The 15,580-nt window shown below is 58.4% G+C and carries 19 protein-coding genes and 1 pseudogene; 8 read left to right on the forward strand and 12 right to left on the reverse strand.

The window, feature by feature from the left end; translation table 11 throughout:
- Positions 1 to 12: 12 nt before the first annotated feature.
- The 5 genes from ACZZ0Q_RS07625 to ACZZ0Q_RS07645 all read left to right on the forward strand — a co-directional run bounded on the left by ACZZ0Q_RS07625 (position 13) and on the right by ACZZ0Q_RS07645 (position 2,786).
- On the forward strand, positions 13 to 792 hold the full coding sequence (locus ACZZ0Q_RS07625; RefSeq protein WP_463560432.1) for a hypothetical protein: 780 nt from the start codon (positions 13 to 15) through the stop codon (positions 790 to 792).
- On the forward strand, positions 761 to 1,186 hold the full coding sequence (locus ACZZ0Q_RS07630) for a hypothetical protein (protein ID WP_463539493.1): 426 nt from the start codon (positions 761 to 763) through the stop codon (positions 1,184 to 1,186). Before ACZZ0Q_RS07625 ends, ACZZ0Q_RS07630 begins: the two co-directional genes overlap by 32 nt.
- A 152-nt stretch (positions 1,187 to 1,338) precedes the next feature.
- Positions 1,339 to 1,632 (forward strand): transposase, encoded by a 294-nt coding sequence (locus tag ACZZ0Q_RS07635; protein ID WP_463549378.1) that lies wholly within the window; start codon positions 1,339 to 1,341, stop codon positions 1,630 to 1,632.
- Complete coding sequence (locus ACZZ0Q_RS07640; RefSeq protein WP_463539365.1) at positions 1,629 to 2,492, forward strand: IS3 family transposase; 864 nt, start codon at positions 1,629 to 1,631, stop codon at positions 2,490 to 2,492. Before ACZZ0Q_RS07635 ends, ACZZ0Q_RS07640 begins: the two co-directional genes overlap by 4 nt.
- Before the next feature lie 96 nt (positions 2,493 to 2,588).
- Positions 2,589 to 2,786, forward strand: a complete 198-nt coding sequence (locus ACZZ0Q_RS07645; protein WP_463539492.1) for a hypothetical protein — start codon at positions 2,589 to 2,591, stop codon at positions 2,784 to 2,786.
- Positions 2,787 to 2,941: 155 nt separating this feature from the next.
- Here ACZZ0Q_RS07645 and ACZZ0Q_RS07650 read toward each other — a convergent pair whose 3' ends face one another.
- Complete coding sequence (locus ACZZ0Q_RS07650) at positions 2,942 to 4,114, reverse strand: TDT family transporter (protein ID WP_463539491.1); 1,173 nt, start codon at positions 4,112 to 4,114, stop codon at positions 2,942 to 2,944.
- Between the two features lie 110 nt (positions 4,115 to 4,224).
- On the opposite strand from ACZZ0Q_RS07650, the gene ACZZ0Q_RS07655 reads away from it, so the two are divergent.
- On the forward strand, positions 4,225 to 5,133 hold the full coding sequence (locus ACZZ0Q_RS07655; protein WP_463539490.1) for a LysR family transcriptional regulator: 909 nt from the start codon (positions 4,225 to 4,227) through the stop codon (positions 5,131 to 5,133).
- 174 nt (positions 5,134 to 5,307) lie between these two features.
- On the opposite strand, the gene ACZZ0Q_RS07660 is transcribed toward ACZZ0Q_RS07655, so the two are convergent.
- From ACZZ0Q_RS07660 to ACZZ0Q_RS07670, 3 genes are all read right to left on the reverse strand, one after another.
- The gene (locus ACZZ0Q_RS07660) at positions 5,308 to 6,129 is read right to left on the reverse strand and encodes an enoyl-CoA hydratase/isomerase family protein (protein ID WP_463539489.1); all 822 of its coding nucleotides are present in this window, start codon (positions 6,127 to 6,129) and stop codon (positions 5,308 to 5,310) included.
- Entirely contained in the window at positions 6,126 to 7,145 is a 1,020-nt protein-coding gene (locus tag ACZZ0Q_RS07665) for an NADP-dependent oxidoreductase (RefSeq protein ID WP_463539488.1), read from the reverse strand. The genes ACZZ0Q_RS07660 and ACZZ0Q_RS07665 overlap by 4 nt, the downstream gene beginning before the upstream one ends.
- 101 nt (positions 7,146 to 7,246) lie before the next feature.
- Complete coding sequence (locus tag ACZZ0Q_RS07670) at positions 7,247 to 7,714, reverse strand: winged helix-turn-helix transcriptional regulator (protein ID WP_463539487.1); 468 nt, start codon at positions 7,712 to 7,714, stop codon at positions 7,247 to 7,249.
- Positions 7,715 to 7,729: 15 nt separating this feature from the next.
- Here ACZZ0Q_RS07670 and ACZZ0Q_RS07675 point away from each other — a divergent pair.
- A pseudogene (locus ACZZ0Q_RS07675) lies at positions 7,730 to 7,879 on the forward strand (integrase); the annotation flags it as partial.
- Positions 7,880 to 7,944: 65 nt separating this feature from the next.
- Here ACZZ0Q_RS07675 and ACZZ0Q_RS07680 read toward each other — a convergent pair.
- Entirely contained in the window at positions 7,945 to 8,073 is a 129-nt protein-coding gene (locus ACZZ0Q_RS07680; RefSeq protein WP_463539486.1) for a hypothetical protein, read from the reverse strand.
- A gap of 283 nt (positions 8,074 to 8,356) precedes the next feature.
- On the opposite strand from ACZZ0Q_RS07680, the gene ACZZ0Q_RS07685 reads away from it, so the two are divergent.
- Positions 8,357 to 8,875, forward strand: coding sequence for a hypothetical protein (locus ACZZ0Q_RS07685; protein WP_463539485.1), 519 nt, complete (start codon positions 8,357 to 8,359; stop codon positions 8,873 to 8,875).
- 255 nt (positions 8,876 to 9,130) lie between these two features.
- Here the strand turns inward: ACZZ0Q_RS07685 and ACZZ0Q_RS07690 are convergent, their stop codons facing one another.
- The 7 genes from ACZZ0Q_RS07690 to ACZZ0Q_RS07720 all read right to left on the reverse strand — a co-directional run bounded on the left by ACZZ0Q_RS07690 (position 9,131) and on the right by ACZZ0Q_RS07720 (position 15,527).
- Complete coding sequence (locus ACZZ0Q_RS07690) at positions 9,131 to 10,078, reverse strand: hypothetical protein (protein ID WP_463539484.1); 948 nt, start codon at positions 10,076 to 10,078, stop codon at positions 9,131 to 9,133.
- 70 nt (positions 10,079 to 10,148) lie between these two features.
- Positions 10,149 to 10,424 (reverse strand): DUF1652 domain-containing protein, encoded by a 276-nt coding sequence (locus ACZZ0Q_RS07695; RefSeq protein WP_463539483.1) that lies wholly within the window; start codon positions 10,422 to 10,424, stop codon positions 10,149 to 10,151.
- 332 nt (positions 10,425 to 10,756) lie between these two features.
- On the reverse strand, positions 10,757 to 12,358 hold the full coding sequence (locus ACZZ0Q_RS07700; RefSeq protein WP_463542217.1) for an HAL/PAL/TAL family ammonia-lyase: 1,602 nt from the start codon (positions 12,356 to 12,358) through the stop codon (positions 10,757 to 10,759).
- Complete coding sequence (locus tag ACZZ0Q_RS07705) at positions 12,358 to 13,146, reverse strand: ABC transporter ATP-binding protein (protein ID WP_463539482.1); 789 nt, start codon at positions 13,144 to 13,146, stop codon at positions 12,358 to 12,360. Before ACZZ0Q_RS07705 ends, ACZZ0Q_RS07700 begins: the two co-directional genes overlap by 1 nt.
- Entirely contained in the window at positions 13,143 to 13,895 is a 753-nt protein-coding gene (locus tag ACZZ0Q_RS07710; protein WP_122493616.1) for an ABC transporter permease subunit, read from the reverse strand. The genes ACZZ0Q_RS07705 and ACZZ0Q_RS07710 overlap by 4 nt, the downstream gene beginning before the upstream one ends.
- Before the next feature lie 10 nt (positions 13,896 to 13,905).
- On the reverse strand, positions 13,906 to 14,628 hold the full coding sequence (locus ACZZ0Q_RS07715) for an ABC transporter permease (protein ID WP_463539481.1): 723 nt from the start codon (positions 14,626 to 14,628) through the stop codon (positions 13,906 to 13,908).
- Between the two features lie 47 nt (positions 14,629 to 14,675).
- Positions 14,676 to 15,527 carry a transporter substrate-binding domain-containing protein gene (locus ACZZ0Q_RS07720; protein WP_463539480.1) on the reverse strand — a complete coding sequence of 284 codons (852 nt, stop codon included), beginning with the start codon at positions 15,525 to 15,527 and terminating at the stop codon, positions 14,676 to 14,678.
- Between the last annotated feature and the right edge of the window lie 53 nt (positions 15,528 to 15,580).

Raw genomic sequence — 15,580 nt, forward strand, 5'->3', positions numbered from 1 at the left:
GGAGGATGATTGATGACAGAAACTATTTCGCAGGTTTACAAAAATCTTGACGATCCGAATTCGGCAGAGCGTCGTGCTTTATACGATCAAGTGTCTGAATTTTGCGACCGTTTTGTAGGGCGCGCTTCTAAAGAGTTCGATACACGCCTGAAGCACCTGCACTTTACAGGGGAGTTGCGATTACAGCGCGAAGGGGGTGAAGGGATGACTCCTGCTTTCGCGCCTTTAGTTCTGTGCCTCAGCGCACCGACTATCTCCGAGGAAGAGTTCAGGCGCTATTTCGATGCGTATGGATCAGCCCATTCCCGCGAGACCATTACGGATCTTATGGATTCTCCAATAAAGTTCGGGAAGCTGTTGGAGTACCCACTGCTTCTAGAACGTTGGGAAATGATCGCGTACGTTCATCGAGATTTTCTAGCTTCTCCGTCGCAGTTGCGCAGACGCCTGCAAGGGGTCTTCTGGCACCTCGCCTATCGGGGGAAAGCTGCCGAAAGTCTTTCACCAGTCCTTTTCAATGAGGTCGAAAAAAATTTCACGCTAGAGTTACTCGATGCCGACAGAGAGACGTTTGACGAAGGGGCCAGCCAATTCCTGTTTGCTCTTTTCAGCGGGGGGGCTGGGGCGTCATCTGCTTACGAAGATCTTTGGTTTATAGATTTCTGTCGCCGCTTTTTTGCCCGCGATTTCGCGCCTGACTTACAAGCCTACTTCGACGGCGTTTACGAATCGATCAATGAATCTGAGCGGATAACCTTTGATGGAAAGCGCATTTTACTGCCTGCTGCGTAACGAAACCGCCACAGCTTCCTCGCTCGTCGAGTTTTACATTAGTGAAGCCAGACCGCTTTTCGAAAACGATGTGAACGCTGAGCTGCGTTCGGTTTTCAATGCTCTTGAATATGCCGCTGAGCCCGTCACCTCCCATCGTGTGGATGCGTTCACCGCGCAAGTTGGCTGGAACGTGGAGTTCGACCACTCGCCGGTCCATGAGCTGATTGTTTCGCTTCAAACCGCTGGTTGCGTGGTGAAGTCCCCGGTTCTTTGGCTTGAGTCCGGGGAACTGCTGCGCATTGTTCATATAGACGCGGAGCATTGGCATCTTGCGTCCGTTCTTGAGGATGGCGAAGAGCAGATGTTCGATGATGAAGAACTACTTCAGTACATGTTGAAGCATGGCGATTAGCTGCCGAGCAGGTGCTAGTTAGTAGAAAAAAGGGGGCAAAAAAAGCGGACAGATTTATTAAACGGCTCTAATTTAGAGTCGTTTAATAAATCTGAACCACCCCCGATATTTCGGACACCCATGAAAGGGGACAATCCCCGAGGAGGTGTTTGGTGGAACAACGTAATCGGTTCACAGCAGAGTTCAAGCGCGAAGCTGTCCGTCTTTTGAAGACATCCGGCAAGCCAGCCGCCGTCGTCGCTCGCGAGTTAGGCATCCCACGCAACCGGCTCTACAAATGGGCCCAAGACATGCAAGACAAGGGCGATCAAGCGTTCCAAGGCAGTGGCCGACCGAAAGCCAGCAGCGATGAGCTAAGCACCTTGAAACGTGAGAACGCGCGGCTCAAGGAAGAGAACGAGATTCTAAAAAAGGCGGCGGCGTACTTTGCACGAGAGCTGTCGTGAAGTACGCCTGGATCAGAAGCCAAAAGACTTCCTCGGTGCGCAAGATGTGCCAGGTACTCTCGGTTTCCACCAGTGGTTACTACGCTTGGGCCGGACGTAAACCAAGCGCCCGCAAGCTAGAAAATGCCCGACTGTTGAGCCAAATACGGCTGTTGCATACGCAAAGTCGAGAGGCTTATGGAACAGAGCGGATATGGCATGCGCTGCGTAGAAAGGGAGAGACGTGTGGGCGAAATCGAGTGCAACGGTTACGTCAGATCAACCAGATCCAGAGCCGCCGTCGGCGGCGTTATGTGCACGCAAGAGCGCCTTATCAACGTCAGGCAGTTGCACCAAACAAATTGAAATGGCCATTTGTCAGCCCCGGTCGTGATCGAGTTTGGGTAGCGGACATAACCTTCATACCGACTCGTCAGGGCTGGTTGTATTTGGCGGCAATACTGGATTTGTACACCCGCCGAATCGCGGGCTGGGCAATGGGCGAGCGAGCCGACCAACAATTAGCCAGCGCAGCCTTAAACATGGCCTTGCAAGGGCGCAGGCAAGCGCAAGAAACGATTCACCACAGCGATCAAGGCGTGCAATACACCAGCAACGCTTACCGGCAGCAGCTTGAAACCGAACAGTTAGTGGTTAGCACCAGCCGCAAGGGGATGCCGTATGACAACGCCGTTATGGAGAGCTTTTTCGGCTCGTTGAAACAAGAACTGACGCACCACGAAGACTTCGCAAGCCGTGACCAGGCACGCGTTCAGGTGTTTGATTACATCGAAGTCTTTTACAACCGCCAGCGGATACACAGCGCCCTGGGATACCGCACACCGCTGGAGTTCAGTGCGATGAATGAAGTACGTAATTAAACTGTCCGAGAAATCGGGGGTGGTTCAGATTTATTAAACGACTCTAAGTTAGAGCCGTTTAATAAATCTGTCCCCTTTGTTTTGGTCCCCTTTGTTTTGCTTGCCGCGATTGCCTGCATCGCCAGTTATCTGGTGTCCGGCCATACCGGCATCTATCACGCCCAACGCGTGGGCCACAGCAAACACCGCCATGCCCTACCGACTGATATCCGTCTTTCGGACATCAATAAATTTCACTCTCAGCGCAACGCCGTGAGCGCCCCGAAAAAAGTCGAGGAGGACGAACCAAAATGAGCAAGTCAGACCCCGATTCATGAAGTAACAGGCGGTCACCTGAGCCTGTTCGAAATGCCACAACCGAGCCCGCTTTCAGTGTGTACAAATCCCAATGCAGCCAAGGCTATCGTTGCGAGGCTGTCGCGGGCATCGAGGCGGATACATGATTTGAATTAACGCTGCGCCTGCTTTGCCTTGAGAGAAGCAATGCAGGGGGATACGAACAGATTCCCTCGGTAAGCACCTATGGTGGTCTTCGCCGCCACCACCAACCACATTACCGCCAACATCAACACCAAAATCACACCCAGAACGTCAAAAAATGCCAAGTCCAAGATCACGCCCAATTTCAAGGTGGTCACGGCGTAGACGCCTAAAGGAAATGTGAAGCCCCACCAGCCCAAGTTGAATGGAATACCACCTTTCGCATATCGAGCAGTGATAAGCAGTGCCAAGAGCATCCACCACAAGCCAAGGCCCCAGAACAAAATGCCAGCGATCAGGCCAATCCCTGCTGCCACGGCTCCAACATTAGCCATGCCGTGAGCGGTAAAGATGGCAGGGGCGTCGCCGCCGATGACCAGCATGCCCAGCGCTCCTGTTCCAATAGGCCCCAGCGATAACCACGATGATGCAGCCATGTTCTCGTGAGGCAGTTTATGAAGCGCCAGGCGTAGCACCAGGATCACCAGAATGCTCAAGGCTACAGGGACGGAATAGGCCCACAGCACGTAGCTGGTAATTAGCATATTGAACTGCGCGCTCGCGTCGTCCAAATGTGGAGCGATCACCCCACCACTGGCGGCAGCGACTTCCGCAGCGACAACGGGAAGTAACCACACAGCAGTCATCTGGTCGATGCTGTGCTCTTGCCGCGTGAACATCATGAATGGAATTAGAACACCGCATGCCAGTGCCATGGCGACATCTAGCCACCACAGGCCATGGGCTAATGGTATTAGGGCATCACCCCAGGTCGGCACGCCATACTGCATCAAGCCGTTGATGATGGTTGCCAGCCCCATCGGGATCGTGCCGAAAAACATAGAGACGGTTGAATGACCAAAGATTTGCTTGGCTTCGTTGAAAAAGAAAACCCAACGTGCCGCGTACATAAGCGTAAAGGCACTGAAAAGCACAATGTTGAACAGCCAAAGTGCTTTTCCCGCGTATGACAGCAGCTCGATATCTCCTGGAAGCTGTCCTAACGCCAGCGCCAGGATGCCCGTACCCATCGTGGCGGCGAACCAGTTCGGGGTGAACTGCCGGATCGCTTCTCTTGGATTTGAGAGCGCCGACAGCGGCTGCCCTCCTTGCATTAGTTTTGACAAGCTGATGTCTCGCATGGTGCCTCCACGGCGTGCTTCATCGGAGCAGTGTCTACAGAATAGCGGGGTGAATTTATCTAGGAAAACGGGTAATTTCGCTATGCCATACCCACTTAATAGGTAAGTTCGTGAAGCTGACTCTCCGCCAGCTCGACATTTTTCGAAGCATCGCTCAACTCGGCTCGACGACCCGGGCGAGTCTGTCACTGGCTTTGTCCCAGTCAGCTACGAGCGCTGCCCTCCAGGAGTTGGAAAGCGCGCTGGGCACTCAGTTATTTGATCGGGTCGGCAGACGCCTAGTGCTGAATGACAACGGGCAAACGCTTCTACCTCAGGCCATCCGGTTGCTGGAAGCGGCGGCACAAATTGAAGAAGGTTTTCAAACGGACACGACGGCTCGGATGAGGATCGGTTGCAGCACTACAATTGGCAATTACATCATGCCCCTGCTGATCGAACGTTTGGCTTCGCGAGCGCCGGGCATTCAAGTCGATGTCATCATGGGCAACAGTGCAGATATCGCCAAGCAAGCCGCACAGCTTTCGATTGATATCGGCCTGATTGAGGGGCCGTGCCGCCAACCCGAGCTGACGATTCGTCCATGGTTTGAGGACGAACTGGTGATCATCGCAGCCTCAAATCATCCCCTTGCCGCTCAGGAAAAGCTGACTTCAGACGACCTCAATGCCGCTACTTGGCTGATTCGCGAGGACGGCTCAGGAACTGCTGATGAGGTGCTTCAATGGCTACTGCCCTACCTTGGCGACTGGAGCGACGCTCGCCGGATCGGTAGCTCCGAAGCCATTAAGCGAATGGTCGTTTCCGGAATCGGAATCAGCTGTTTGTCTTACTGGGTAGTGAGCGATGCAATCGCGGAAGGTAAGCTGAGGTTGTTGAACCATGACTTGGCGCCTAATAAGCGACAGCTCCACATCGTGCATCACCGCGAAAAATTTATTTCTCGATCTCTCGAAGTTTTCTTACGGACTGTGGAAGACTTTGAGGTGAGCGCGGGGAAAAGGGGACGGATTTATTAAACGACTCTAAATCAGAGCTGTTTAATAAGTCCGTCCCCTTTTTTCTAAGCTGTAACAATATTTAGCGCTCTCGGCCGCCATACCATGCGGAAACTTCTCGTTTGCAGTGATTCAATCAGCGCGCCTGGTGGATTAATTGTGTGGGTTGGCAGACTAACCTTTCGCCCGGCTGGCTCAGACTTCCCCCAAATACCTGCCCATGTTGCGTTCGAATTCCGCCGCTCCTACAGCGACGACTTTGGCGTAGATCTTCCCCCTTCGCTCTGGCAGGGTCGGCCAGCTGGCGGCGTGCCCAAGGAACAGATCCTGTACAGCGAGCAAATCCTCGGGGTCAGGCAGAGTGCGCCGATTGACGAAATCTTTGGCAGCTACCAGTGCGGGCCTGTCGAATGAGGCGATGCGGCTCGCGATAAGGTCGACGTGAGCGTCAAGCTCCGCGTCCGGCAGCGCCCGGTTCACCCAGCCATAGAGCTCGGCTGTAGCGGCGTCGTAGTCCAGGCTACCAAGGATGACCTCCAATGCGCGGGCGCGGCCTAGCAATGGCGGTAAGCGGTCGAGCGCACCGCCTCCCGGAATTATGCCGGCCCCGACTTCGGGTTGGCCGAAAACTGCCTTTTCCCGACTCGCAAAACGCATGTCCATAGCTCCGGCCAGCTCAGCTCCACCGCCGCGAGTACGGCCCCGGATTTTGGCAATGCTTACCACCGGTAATTGGCTCAGACGCACTGTCATATCTATCCACGTCGGAAAACCCGTAGGCCCGGCCGAGGTCGGCGTTTCGTCAGCGCGCGCAAGGTCGTAGCGGCCGAAAAAGTAATCGGGGTTGGTGCTTTCAAAGACCACTACCTGCAATGTATCGCTGGCTTCGATCTTGTCCACCAGCGCCTGAAACTCCAGCACTGTTTCCGGGTTGATGATGTTGGAGGGCGGGTGGTCGAAGACGATGAGCCAGTGCTTGTCAGACAGCTCTTTAATGAGGAATTGATTGCTGCTCATGTCAGCTCCTCTACGATCAGCTTGGAGGTGTCGAGCACCAGCTTGCCGCGCGTGCGACCGGTACCCACTGCCTCATAGGCTTGCTTGAGTTGGCTCAGCCCAAACACGCGGCTGACGTGCGGCTTAATAATGTCGGCGTCCATCAATTCTGCGATCTCTGCCAACTGGATGGCGTCCGGTCTGGTCAGCGGCCCATGGAACTCGGTGCCACATGAGGCGGCAAGCGCTTCGTATTTCGCTACTCCTGCGGCAGCAACCTTGGCAATCGCCTCTGGTAGGCCCAGCGACATTAACGCGCGGGCATCGGCCACCATCACCAAGCCCACATAACGCCCGCCGGGCGCCAACGCATTTATGGAGCGCTCGACCAGGTCGCCACACACGCCGTCGTAGATCACGTCGAATGGGCCGAAGTCTTCGAAACGCTGGCTGGTGTAATCAACAGCAACGTCGGCACCGAGTTCCTTCAGGAACGTCTGGTTGGCGGTACCGGCAGTGGCTGTCACATGCGCGCCAATGTGTTTGGCCAACTGGATCGCAAACGTACCTACGCCACCGGCGCCGGCTTGAATCAGAACACGCTCTCCTTTTTTAAGGTTGGCGCGTTCGAAGAACGCTTGCCAGGTGGTCAGGGCCACGGTGGGCAGGCTGGCCGCTTCGATGTGGGATATCTGCGTGGGTTTCTTGGCCAGCAAGTCACTGGCGACCACCGCGAGTTCTGCATATGCACCCGGCGCGCGATTGGCCATGCGTGCGTAAACCTCATCACCGACCTGGAACCTCGAAGGGCCACTGACCGCGCGCACCACACCGGACACGTCGAAGCCCGGCACCTGAGGGAAGGAATAGGGCAGCACTTGCTGGAAGCCGCCGGCACGCATGGCAAGCTCAACGGGATTGACCCCCGCCGCCTTGATTTCAACCAGCGTCATGCCGTCGCTAAGGACCGGGTCTGGCAGTTCGCCGGATGAGACAACGTCGTTGCCGCCGTACGCGGTCAGATAACTCGCTCGCATTGCAGATCTCCTCTGAAAGTAAATTCAAGGTAGGTGAATGATCTGCAATAGTCTAGTTATTGAACTTATCTGATCCAAAAATCTTCTGCTGAAATACCAGGCTATTTTTGCTGGCAATGTTGCTTGCTAATGTGGGCTTTGAGCCGTAGGTCGGCTAGCGGTACTGCGCGACCGTTTACCGAACGTACTTCCAGAGGCGCCACTTCGCTGCCGTCGCTGGCGTCAAGCATGTCAGCCGGGTAGCCGTCTTCGGGGAACAGCCATCTGTCACCCCATTGACGCAAGGCCACGACCACGGTGAAAAGGTCTATGCCCATCGGCGTTAGCACGTACTCGTGCCGCCGGGCATTTTCGCTAATCGGTTGGCGCGCTAGCACGCCGCCGTCCACCAGGCGCTTGAGGCGCTCAGTAAGCAAGTGGCGGGATATTTGTAGCCGTTCCTGGAAGTCGTCGAAGCGGCGCACGCCGCCGAAGGCCTCTCGGATGATTAAAAGGCTTCCCCATTCACCAATCAGATCGACGGAGCGCGCCATCGGGCAGTTTTCTTGCGCCCAGCTTTTTCGTTGCATAGCCATTCTTTCCATTTACATAAAGTCCAGCTCCGGAGAGAGGACTGCCTTTTTCCGAGCCGGCAGCATACCCCAGACCATCTATCCACTCGTCAATACGCTCGTTTCGTCAAAGCTGGGTGCAATCCGGCTAAGTACGACACTCACACGATGAGACGAGCGAGGCATCACCGACCTATCGGACAGGAAAAAGGGGACAGATTTATTAAACGACTCTAAGTTAGAGCCGTTTAATAAATCTGTCCCCTTTGTTGCGCCTCGATCTGAACCTCGTTGCTGTTCGGCGCTTGTACGGCAACGTCGTCGAGTGACAGAACGTCAGCGCCACCGGTACGGTGAAATCGGACGACTTTAGGCATGGCTCACCTCGTGAGTGATGATGTCGAAAGGAAGTGCGACATCTGGAAAAGTTGTCGCCATGCTACGGCCTCTTACTCACCGGATAGAGCGCTGCATGCTTCACAATCTGTTATCCACAGAGAACTAATCAGTGAGCAAGCAAGGCGGGCGGACTTATAGGTCAGCTTGCCTTCGCCGAACGCAGACCTTGCGCAGCCTCACAATAACGTCCACGCGCCACTGCACGTTGCCTGTGCCAAGCGCTAGCATTCCCACCCCCTTCAACGCCTTCGGATTCTCGCCATGAACCTGCGTGTGCTTGCCGCCAGCCTATTGTTCGTTTGTACCGTTGCCCATGGCGCCGAGCCTGCGCCGCTTCCCAAAGCGTTGGAGCAGCAGGTCGAGCGATTGGTGGCGCTGGTTAAAGACAGCTATGCCACTGGCTACCCGGAAGCGGCCATGACGCAAACACTCAACACCGGCGAGGAAAGCCAGGTCACGCTGGTGGTGTTCACCGTCGAGGGCTTCGGCATGGGCAACAATTACAGCCAATACCTGGCGGCATTTACCCCGGACGAAGACGAACAAGACGTGCCCTATTACAGCCTGCTCGATGTGGTGCGAATTGGTGGCGACAGTTGGCGAGCGATTGAAACGCTGGAGGCGAAACTGGTCAGCGACCCGGCGGGTGAACAAACGCTGATCGACATTCCGGCAATGGAAAATACCCCCGACGATCAGGCGAATTCACCGAGCAAAGCGGCGGTTATTCATCTGTCGCTGGAAGGCTCGCAGACGCAGCGGCTGGTTGAGGTCAAGTAACGACGCAGCGCCGTCTACCGGGCGCAACGTGGGCAAGCGCATTCGGGTTTGCGCTCCAATCGTCGCTCCGCTCGCTACTAGTGATGCTGCGCGGTTTCAACGTAACGTCGGTTAACGATGCCGATCATCGGCGGCGCTGGTTTGGACAGTCACCAAGCGAGTATCGGAAAGCCATAAAACGCTGACGGGTCAGTTATGCCATTGAGCAGTTCGTGGCCTTTTCAATCTGCCATTTGCAGCGGCTAAACCCGCCCATCAAGGTTCAGCTTTCATCCGTCCCTGCACCGCCATACGCAGGCAGCCCCAGGCGATGAATCCAAGAAGCAACACCTCGCCAATGCCGACCAGCACGTTGAACGAAAAGGTCCACGGTTGCTCGGCGAAGAAGAAGCGCGATGTGCCCGAGCGCACGCCGCTGAAGCGCAGCTCCCCGGTAAACAGCGCACGCACCAAGGCGATCACCTGTGTCAGCTCCAGCACGGCCACGAACGCGCCGATCAGGGCGAGCAGAATGCGGCCGGGAACGCCTATTTTTTCCGTGCGCTCTTGCTCCGCCGGCGGCTTTTTGCCCTTGTGTTGGGTGCGCTTGGCTGAGGCCATTCGGGCCGGTGCGGGAGCCGGCTGGTAGGCGGCTGCCAAGCCTGCTGGGGCCACCTCGACGACTTCGGTAGGCACCGGCACTTCCAGGTAGTCGGCAAGTTCGCGCAGCCAGGCATCCGTGCGTTTACTGCCCGGCACCACGGGCACCGTGGAGGTTGTCAGGCGGTGCTCGGGGCCGTCGCGCATCACCAGCCACAGCTGGGTATAAATCGGCTTGGCGTCTCGATTGCGGCGAAGTTCAAGGCGCTTGGGGCCTCGAATTTTAAAGGTGGTTATGCGTTCGCGGCGGCCGAAAAAGTTCTGCATACGCTGCTTGCCCACACCCTCTTCGCGGGAGAACACAAACGTCTCACGCGAGCCGATGTATATCGCCATCATCAGCGAAATAGCCGGAATCAGCAGCAGCGCCAGAATGAGTGTGAGCAGGTGCAGCGGGTGCATCTGTCCCGGAATGTCGCTGACGATGGCAAACACCACAAACGCCACGGGCGCGGCGACGGAGACCGCGCCTGCCAGCACGATGGCGATCGTCTGCGCCCGGTTGTACGAATGGATATGCAGGTCACCCTGCGCGGTGCGTTCAAACCGATGACCAACCAACATGCAACGAACTCCCTGTCCTCGTTTTAGCGCTTAACCGTGGTGCCGCAAGCTGACCCCAAGGCTCCGTTTTTTAGGTTTGCGTCGGTGAGTTGGTGGCGGGCGCGTCGAAGACCAGCTCGCGAATTTCCATCTCCTGTTCAATCGCTTCCACGATCGTTACCAGGTCGTCTTGCGTGGCGCTGGCGCTCCACGGCAACCCGGCCAGGACGGCGAAATCTTCGCCGGTCTTGATATCGAAAACCCGCGCGGTCATCGAGGTCGGCGACTCAAGTACAGCCTCGAAGCCCAACGGTGAGAAGTATTCTCTCAACCGGGCACACGCAAAGGGGAGCGTCATCTTCGCCATGGGTCATCCTGGGGTGGGGGCAAGAGGTGCAAGGATACGCGACGGCATGCCCGCTTGCTCGCCAGGCTTGCGGACGACGCTAGCCTCCGCGCTTTCCCTGTGTGAGCTATTTCCGAGCACCCGATCACCGTTAGCGTTCCTCGCCTCTGATGCTGTGAGAACGACGGACTTGCTGGATTTATGGCAGAGCAAAATCCCGGTGACAGTGCTCCTCGCAGTAAACAGCTCGCGGCTAAAGCCGCTCCTACAGGCTGTGCGGTCTGTGGGAGCGGCTTTAGCCGCGATGCTTTTAGCGTGCAAATCGTCCGTCTTTCCAGGCCGCCTTAACCCGCTTACGCCCTCTGCCTAAACGCCGCCTCACCCGTCCCATCCCCACCCGGCGGCTCGCTTCCCACGTCAGGCCAGTTCAACACCGCCTCGGTATTTCTTAGTAGCTGAAACACCGTTTCGATGTCGGGTGCCAGCCAGCGGTCCTGGTCGTAGGGCGGTACGTGTTGACGCAGGCCGCGCCAGGCGTGGTCGGTGCCGATGCCGAAGGTTTCCAGGGTGAGCAGTTCGAAGGCCTGACCGGCCAGCAGGTATTCGATGGCAAGCACGCGGTAGCTGTTTTCCACGGCTTTGAGCAGCTTGAGTGCGGCGCTGGTGCCCAGGCTCAGGTGATCTTCTTGCAGGCCGGACGTGACGAAGTTGTCGACCACGGCCGGCTGGGCCAGTTGGCGGTTTTCGCCGACCAGGGCGGCGGCGACGTATTGGGCAATCATCATTCCTGAGTTGACCCCAGGCTGTGCCACGAGAAAGGCGGGCAGGCCGCTGACCAGCGGGTTGATTAGCCGGTCCAGGCGCCGCTCGGCGACGCCGGCCAGTTCGGCGACGGCGATGCACAACAGGTCGGCGGCCATGGCGACCGATTCGCCATGGGGGTTGGCTTGCGACATCACCCGGTAGTTGTCGGGCGTGCCGAGCAGCAGCGGGTTGTCGCTGACCGAAGCCAGTTCGATGTTGATTTGCGCCTGGGCGTGGGCGATCTGGTCGCGGCACGCGCCGTGTATTTGTGGAATGGAGCGAATGCTCAGGGCGTCCTGAGTGCGCAGGTTTCGCTGGCTGGCCAGGCGCTGGCTGCCGGCCAACAGGGCGCGCAAATGGGTGCCAACCTGTTGCATGCCGGGGTGCGGTTTAAGGGCGAGCACCGCTTCGTCAAAGGCGTTGAGCTGGCCGCCCAGGGCTTCGAAACTCATGGCGCCGATCACGTCTGCCCAGTCTGCCAATTGCCACGCGTCGGCGAGTGCGAGGCAGGCCAGCCCGGTCATGCAGGGGGTGCCGTTTACCAGGCTGAGGCCGTCTTTGGCGGCAAGCTGTACGGGCGCCAGGTTGGCGTCGGCCAAGGCCTGGGCGGCAGTGATGCGTTGGCCGCGGTAGCTGACGTCACCCATGCCCAGCAAGGCGATGCCTACGTGTGCCATGTGGGTGAGGTAACCCACCGAACCCTGTGCCGGAACGCAGGGGGTGATGCCGTGGTTGAGCAAGTCCAACAGCCCTTGCAGCACCGAGCGCTGCAAGCCCGAGCGGCCGTGGGCGAAGTTGTTGACGGCGGCGCACATGATGGCGCGGGTTTGCTCCACGGGCAGCGCGGCACCCACGCCGCAGGCATGGCTGAGCAGGGTGTTGCGCGAGAGCTGCGCCAGTTGCTCGCCTTGCAAGGCCACGTTGCACAGCGCGCCCAGGCCGGTGTTGATGCCATAGGCCCGCTCGCCGCTCAGCACAATGTGTTCAACAATTGCCCGCGCGGCTTCCACCCGTTGCCAGGCTTGTGGAGACAAATCCAGGCGCGCGCCGTGACGAGCGACTGCCACCACCTGGCGAAAGGTCAAGGGTGTGCAGTCGATCACCACCGGGGTTGCGGGTTGGGTCGGCAGGGGCAACAGCGCCGGCGACATCATTCGGTGCTCCGCAGTTGGTGGCTGGAAATGAATTGGCGGAAACGTTCGCTGGCAGGACCGTCGAACAGTTCATCCGGGGTGCCGGTAACGTCGACCAGGCCTTGGTGCATAAACACCACGCGGTTCGATACATGCCGGGCAAAGCCCATTTCGTGGGTGACCACCAGCATGGTGCGGCCTTCTTCGGCCAGACTGCGCATCACGCGCAGCACTTCGCCGACCAGCTCCGGATCGAGGGCCGAGGTGGGTTCATCGAACAGCAGTACTTCCGGGTTCATGGCCAGGGCGCGGGCGATGGCGACGCGTTGTTGTTGGCCGCCGGACAGGTGCGCCGGGTAGTAGTCGCGTCGCTCGTACAAACCAACTTTTTGCAGCAGCTGTTCGGCGTCGTGCAGGCATTCAGCGCGAGGGCGCTTGAGCACCCGCAGCGGGCCTTCCATCACGTTTTGCAGCACGGTCATGTGCGACCACAAATTGAAGCTTTGAAACACCATGCCCAGACGCGCCCGCATACGCTCCACCTGTTTGCGGTTGGTCGCGGCCATGGAGCCGTCGCGTTTGCGATGCAGGGCGATGTGTTCATCGCCCACTTGAATGCTGCCCTCGTCGGGCGTTTCCAGCAGGTTGATGCAGCGAAGAAAGGTACTTTTACCCGAGCCGCTGGCGCCGAGTATGGAAATGACGTCGCCTTTGTTGGCCTGCAGGTCGATGCCTTTGAGCACATGGGCGCTGCCGTAAGACTTATGGATATTGGCAACCGTGAGGGTCGGGGCAGGAGATGTCATGGCGCTCCAGGCAACTTGTTTTCGGTGGAGGGAACAGGGGCGGGCGAGGCGCTGGCGTCTTGCCGGGGCCGGGCGGGAATGGCCAGGCGACTTTCAAACCAGCCCACGGCGCGCACGACGAGGAAGTTCAGCACCAGGTAAATCAGCGCCGCGCAGGCAAACACTTCCATGGTGCGGTAGCTGCGCTGGATGATTTGCTGGGCTACGCCAGTCACGTCCCACACGGTCAGCAGGCTGGCCAGTGCGGTGGATTTCACCAGCAGCACCGCTTCGGTGGAGTACGCCGGCAGGGCTTGGCGCAGGGTCACCGGCAGAATGATGCGGTACAGCAATTGCCAGCGGGACAGGCCGATGGCCATGCCGGCTTCGATTTGCCCGTGCGGCACGCTCAGCAAGCCACCGCGAATGATCTCGGCGGTGTAACCGGCTGTGCACAAGGCCAGCGACACAATCGCGCAGCCATAAGGCGAGCGCAGCACCGACCAGGCGAAGCTTTCGCGCACCAGCGGAAATTGCCCGAGGCCGTAGTAGATGAGGAACATCTGAATCATCAGCGGCGTGCCGCGAAACAGGGCGATGTAACCGCGCGCCGGCAAGCTGAACCACGGCCAGCGGCTGACGCGCATCGCGACAATGACCAACGACCAGGCGAGGCCCACCACCAACGACGCGAAGAACAGGCTCAGCGTGGTGGGCAGCGCGGCCAGCAGTTTCAGCAAGGTGCTGGTAAGGAAAGGCAGGTCGAGCATGGGTCAACCTCTATGGCGACAGGAAGTTAGCGCGCTGGGTGCGGCGCACCCGCGCTTCGGCCCGGCTGAACACGCGGCTGGATGCCCACGTGAGCAGCAGGTAGCCGATACCGCCAACGATGTAAAAGGTGAAGTACTGCCGCGTTGAACCCGCGGCTACCTGACTGGCGCGCATTAGCTCCACCAGACCGATTACCGAAATCAGCGCAGAGTCCTTGAGGGTCATTTGCCAGACGTTGCCCAGCCCCGGCAGCGCATAACGCATCACCTGAGGAATAAGCACATGGCGCAGCCGCTGGCCGGGGCTCATGCCGATAGCGGCCGCCGCTTCCAGTTCACCCACTGACACGGCCTTGTAGGCGCCGCGATACACCTCGGCTTGGTAGGAGCCGGAAATCAGCCCCACCGCCAGGGCGCCGATGGCGAACGGCGGCAGGTCGACATAGCCGCTGCCGCCGAACAGGCTTGCCACGGCCGAGACCATCGTGCCGCCACCGAAGTAGAACAGGTAGATGATCAGCAGCTCCGGAATGCCGCGAAACAGAATGGAATACAGCTCGCCGACCCAGCGCAACATGCGCCGTTTTGACAGTTTCGCCGCGGCCACCAGGCCGCCGAACACCGCGCCCACCAGCAGCGCGGCGGCGGTGAGCACAAGGGTCATGCCGGCGGCCTGTAACAGCGCCGAGCCCCAACCCTGATCGCTAAAACCCAGCAATTGCACAAGGTTCATGCTGTCTCCTTTTCAACAAAGCGCCCGGCGTTAACCGGGCTGAGCACTCATGGAGTGAGGTCGACCTTGAACCATTTTTCGCTGAGCTTTTTCACCGTGCCGTCGGCGATGGCGTCTTTCAATGCGCCGTCGAATTTGGCTTTCAGGTCGGTGTCGGCCTTGCGAAACGCCAGGGCTTCGCCTTCGCCCCAGATCGGACCGGCGATCTCTGGGCCGGTGTACACCAGGCCCTTGTTGTCGGCTTTTTCCATCAAGGAATTGAGGAACGTCACGTCGTCGAACACTGCGTCGATACGGCCTGCGGTCAGGTCGAGCACGGCGTCGGCCGAGGTGCTGTATTCGCGGATGGTGGCGACGTCTTTGAAGTAAGTGTCGATAAAGGGCGTGTACACGGTGCCCGATGCGATGCCGATGGTTTTGCCATCCAGCGCTTTGCGCAGGGCTTCGACGGCGGGCTTGATTTGCGCGGCGTCGGTGCTCAGGGTCAGGGCGTTGGCCTGGCCGGTTTTACCGGGCAGCAAGTTGGCGTCCATCGAGGCGAAGCTGGCGGGTGTGCGGGCGTAGGGAATGGAGAAATCCATCACTTCCTTGCGCTCGGGGGTGATGACGATGGCGTCCATCAGCACGTCGAATTTGCCGGCGTTGAGGCTAGCGATCATGCCGTCCCAGTTCTGCACCTGAACATCGCACTTCAGCTTCAGGCGCTGGCACAGAATCTCCATTAGCTCGGGCTCGAAGCCGCTGATCTTGCCGCCCGGCAGGGTCAGGTTCCACGGCTCGTAGCTGCCCTCGGTGGCGATTTTTACGGCGTTCCATTCCTTGGCCTGGCTGGCCGTCGCGGCCGCCAGCACGCTAAGGGTGAGGAGGGCGGTAGCGCTAAGTCTTTTCGCGTTAAGCATCGGAATCATCCTGTTGGGTGGGCCTGGTTATGGAATCAAAAGCTCGAATAACG

Source organism: Pseudomonas sp. AC070 (assembly GCF_979258635.1).

Excerpts from the sequence above, each read along its gene's own strand:
- ACZZ0Q_RS07625 (WP_463560432.1), top strand. The coding sequence starts at position 13 with ATGACAGAAACTATTTCGCAGGTTTACAAAAATCTTGACGATCCGAAT.
- ACZZ0Q_RS07630 (WP_463539493.1), top strand. The coding sequence starts at position 761 with ATGGAAAGCGCATTTTACTGCCTGCTGCGTAACGAAACCGCCACAGCT.
- ACZZ0Q_RS07650 (WP_463539491.1), bottom strand. The coding sequence starts at position 4,114 with ATGCGAGACATCAGCTTGTCAAAACTAATGCAAGGAGGGCAGCCGCTG.
- ACZZ0Q_RS07660 (WP_463539489.1), bottom strand. The coding sequence starts at position 6,129 with ATGAGCAGCAATCAATTCCTCATTAAAGAGCTGTCTGACAAGCACTGG.
- ACZZ0Q_RS07665 (WP_463539488.1), bottom strand. The coding sequence starts at position 7,145 with ATGCGAGCGAGTTATCTGACCGCGTACGGCGGCAACGACGTTGTCTCA.
- ACZZ0Q_RS07670 (WP_463539487.1), bottom strand. The coding sequence starts at position 7,714 with ATGCAACGAAAAAGCTGGGCGCAAGAAAACTGCCCGATGGCGCGCTCC.
- ACZZ0Q_RS07680 (WP_463539486.1), bottom strand. The coding sequence starts at position 8,073 with ATGCCTAAAGTCGTCCGATTTCACCGTACCGGTGGCGCTGACGTTCTG.
- ACZZ0Q_RS07685 (WP_463539485.1), top strand. The coding sequence starts at position 8,357 with ATGAACCTGCGTGTGCTTGCCGCCAGCCTATTGTTCGTTTGTACCGTT.
- ACZZ0Q_RS07690 (WP_463539484.1), bottom strand. The coding sequence starts at position 10,078 with ATGTTGGTTGGTCATCGGTTTGAACGCACCGCGCAGGGTGACCTGCAT.
- ACZZ0Q_RS07695 (WP_463539483.1), bottom strand. The coding sequence starts at position 10,424 with ATGGCGAAGATGACGCTCCCCTTTGCGTGTGCCCGGTTGAGAGAATAC.
- ACZZ0Q_RS07700 (WP_463542217.1), bottom strand. The coding sequence starts at position 12,358 with ATGTCGCCGGCGCTGTTGCCCCTGCCGACCCAACCCGCAACCCCGGTG.
- ACZZ0Q_RS07705 (WP_463539482.1), bottom strand. The coding sequence starts at position 13,146 with ATGACATCTCCTGCCCCGACCCTCACGGTTGCCAATATCCATAAGTCT.
- ACZZ0Q_RS07710 (WP_122493616.1), bottom strand. The coding sequence starts at position 13,895 with ATGCTCGACCTGCCTTTCCTTACCAGCACCTTGCTGAAACTGCTGGCC.
- ACZZ0Q_RS07715 (WP_463539481.1), bottom strand. The coding sequence starts at position 14,628 with ATGAACCTTGTGCAATTGCTGGGTTTTAGCGATCAGGGTTGGGGCTCG.
- ACZZ0Q_RS07720 (WP_463539480.1), bottom strand. The coding sequence starts at position 15,527 with ATGCTTAACGCGAAAAGACTTAGCGCTACCGCCCTCCTCACCCTTAGC.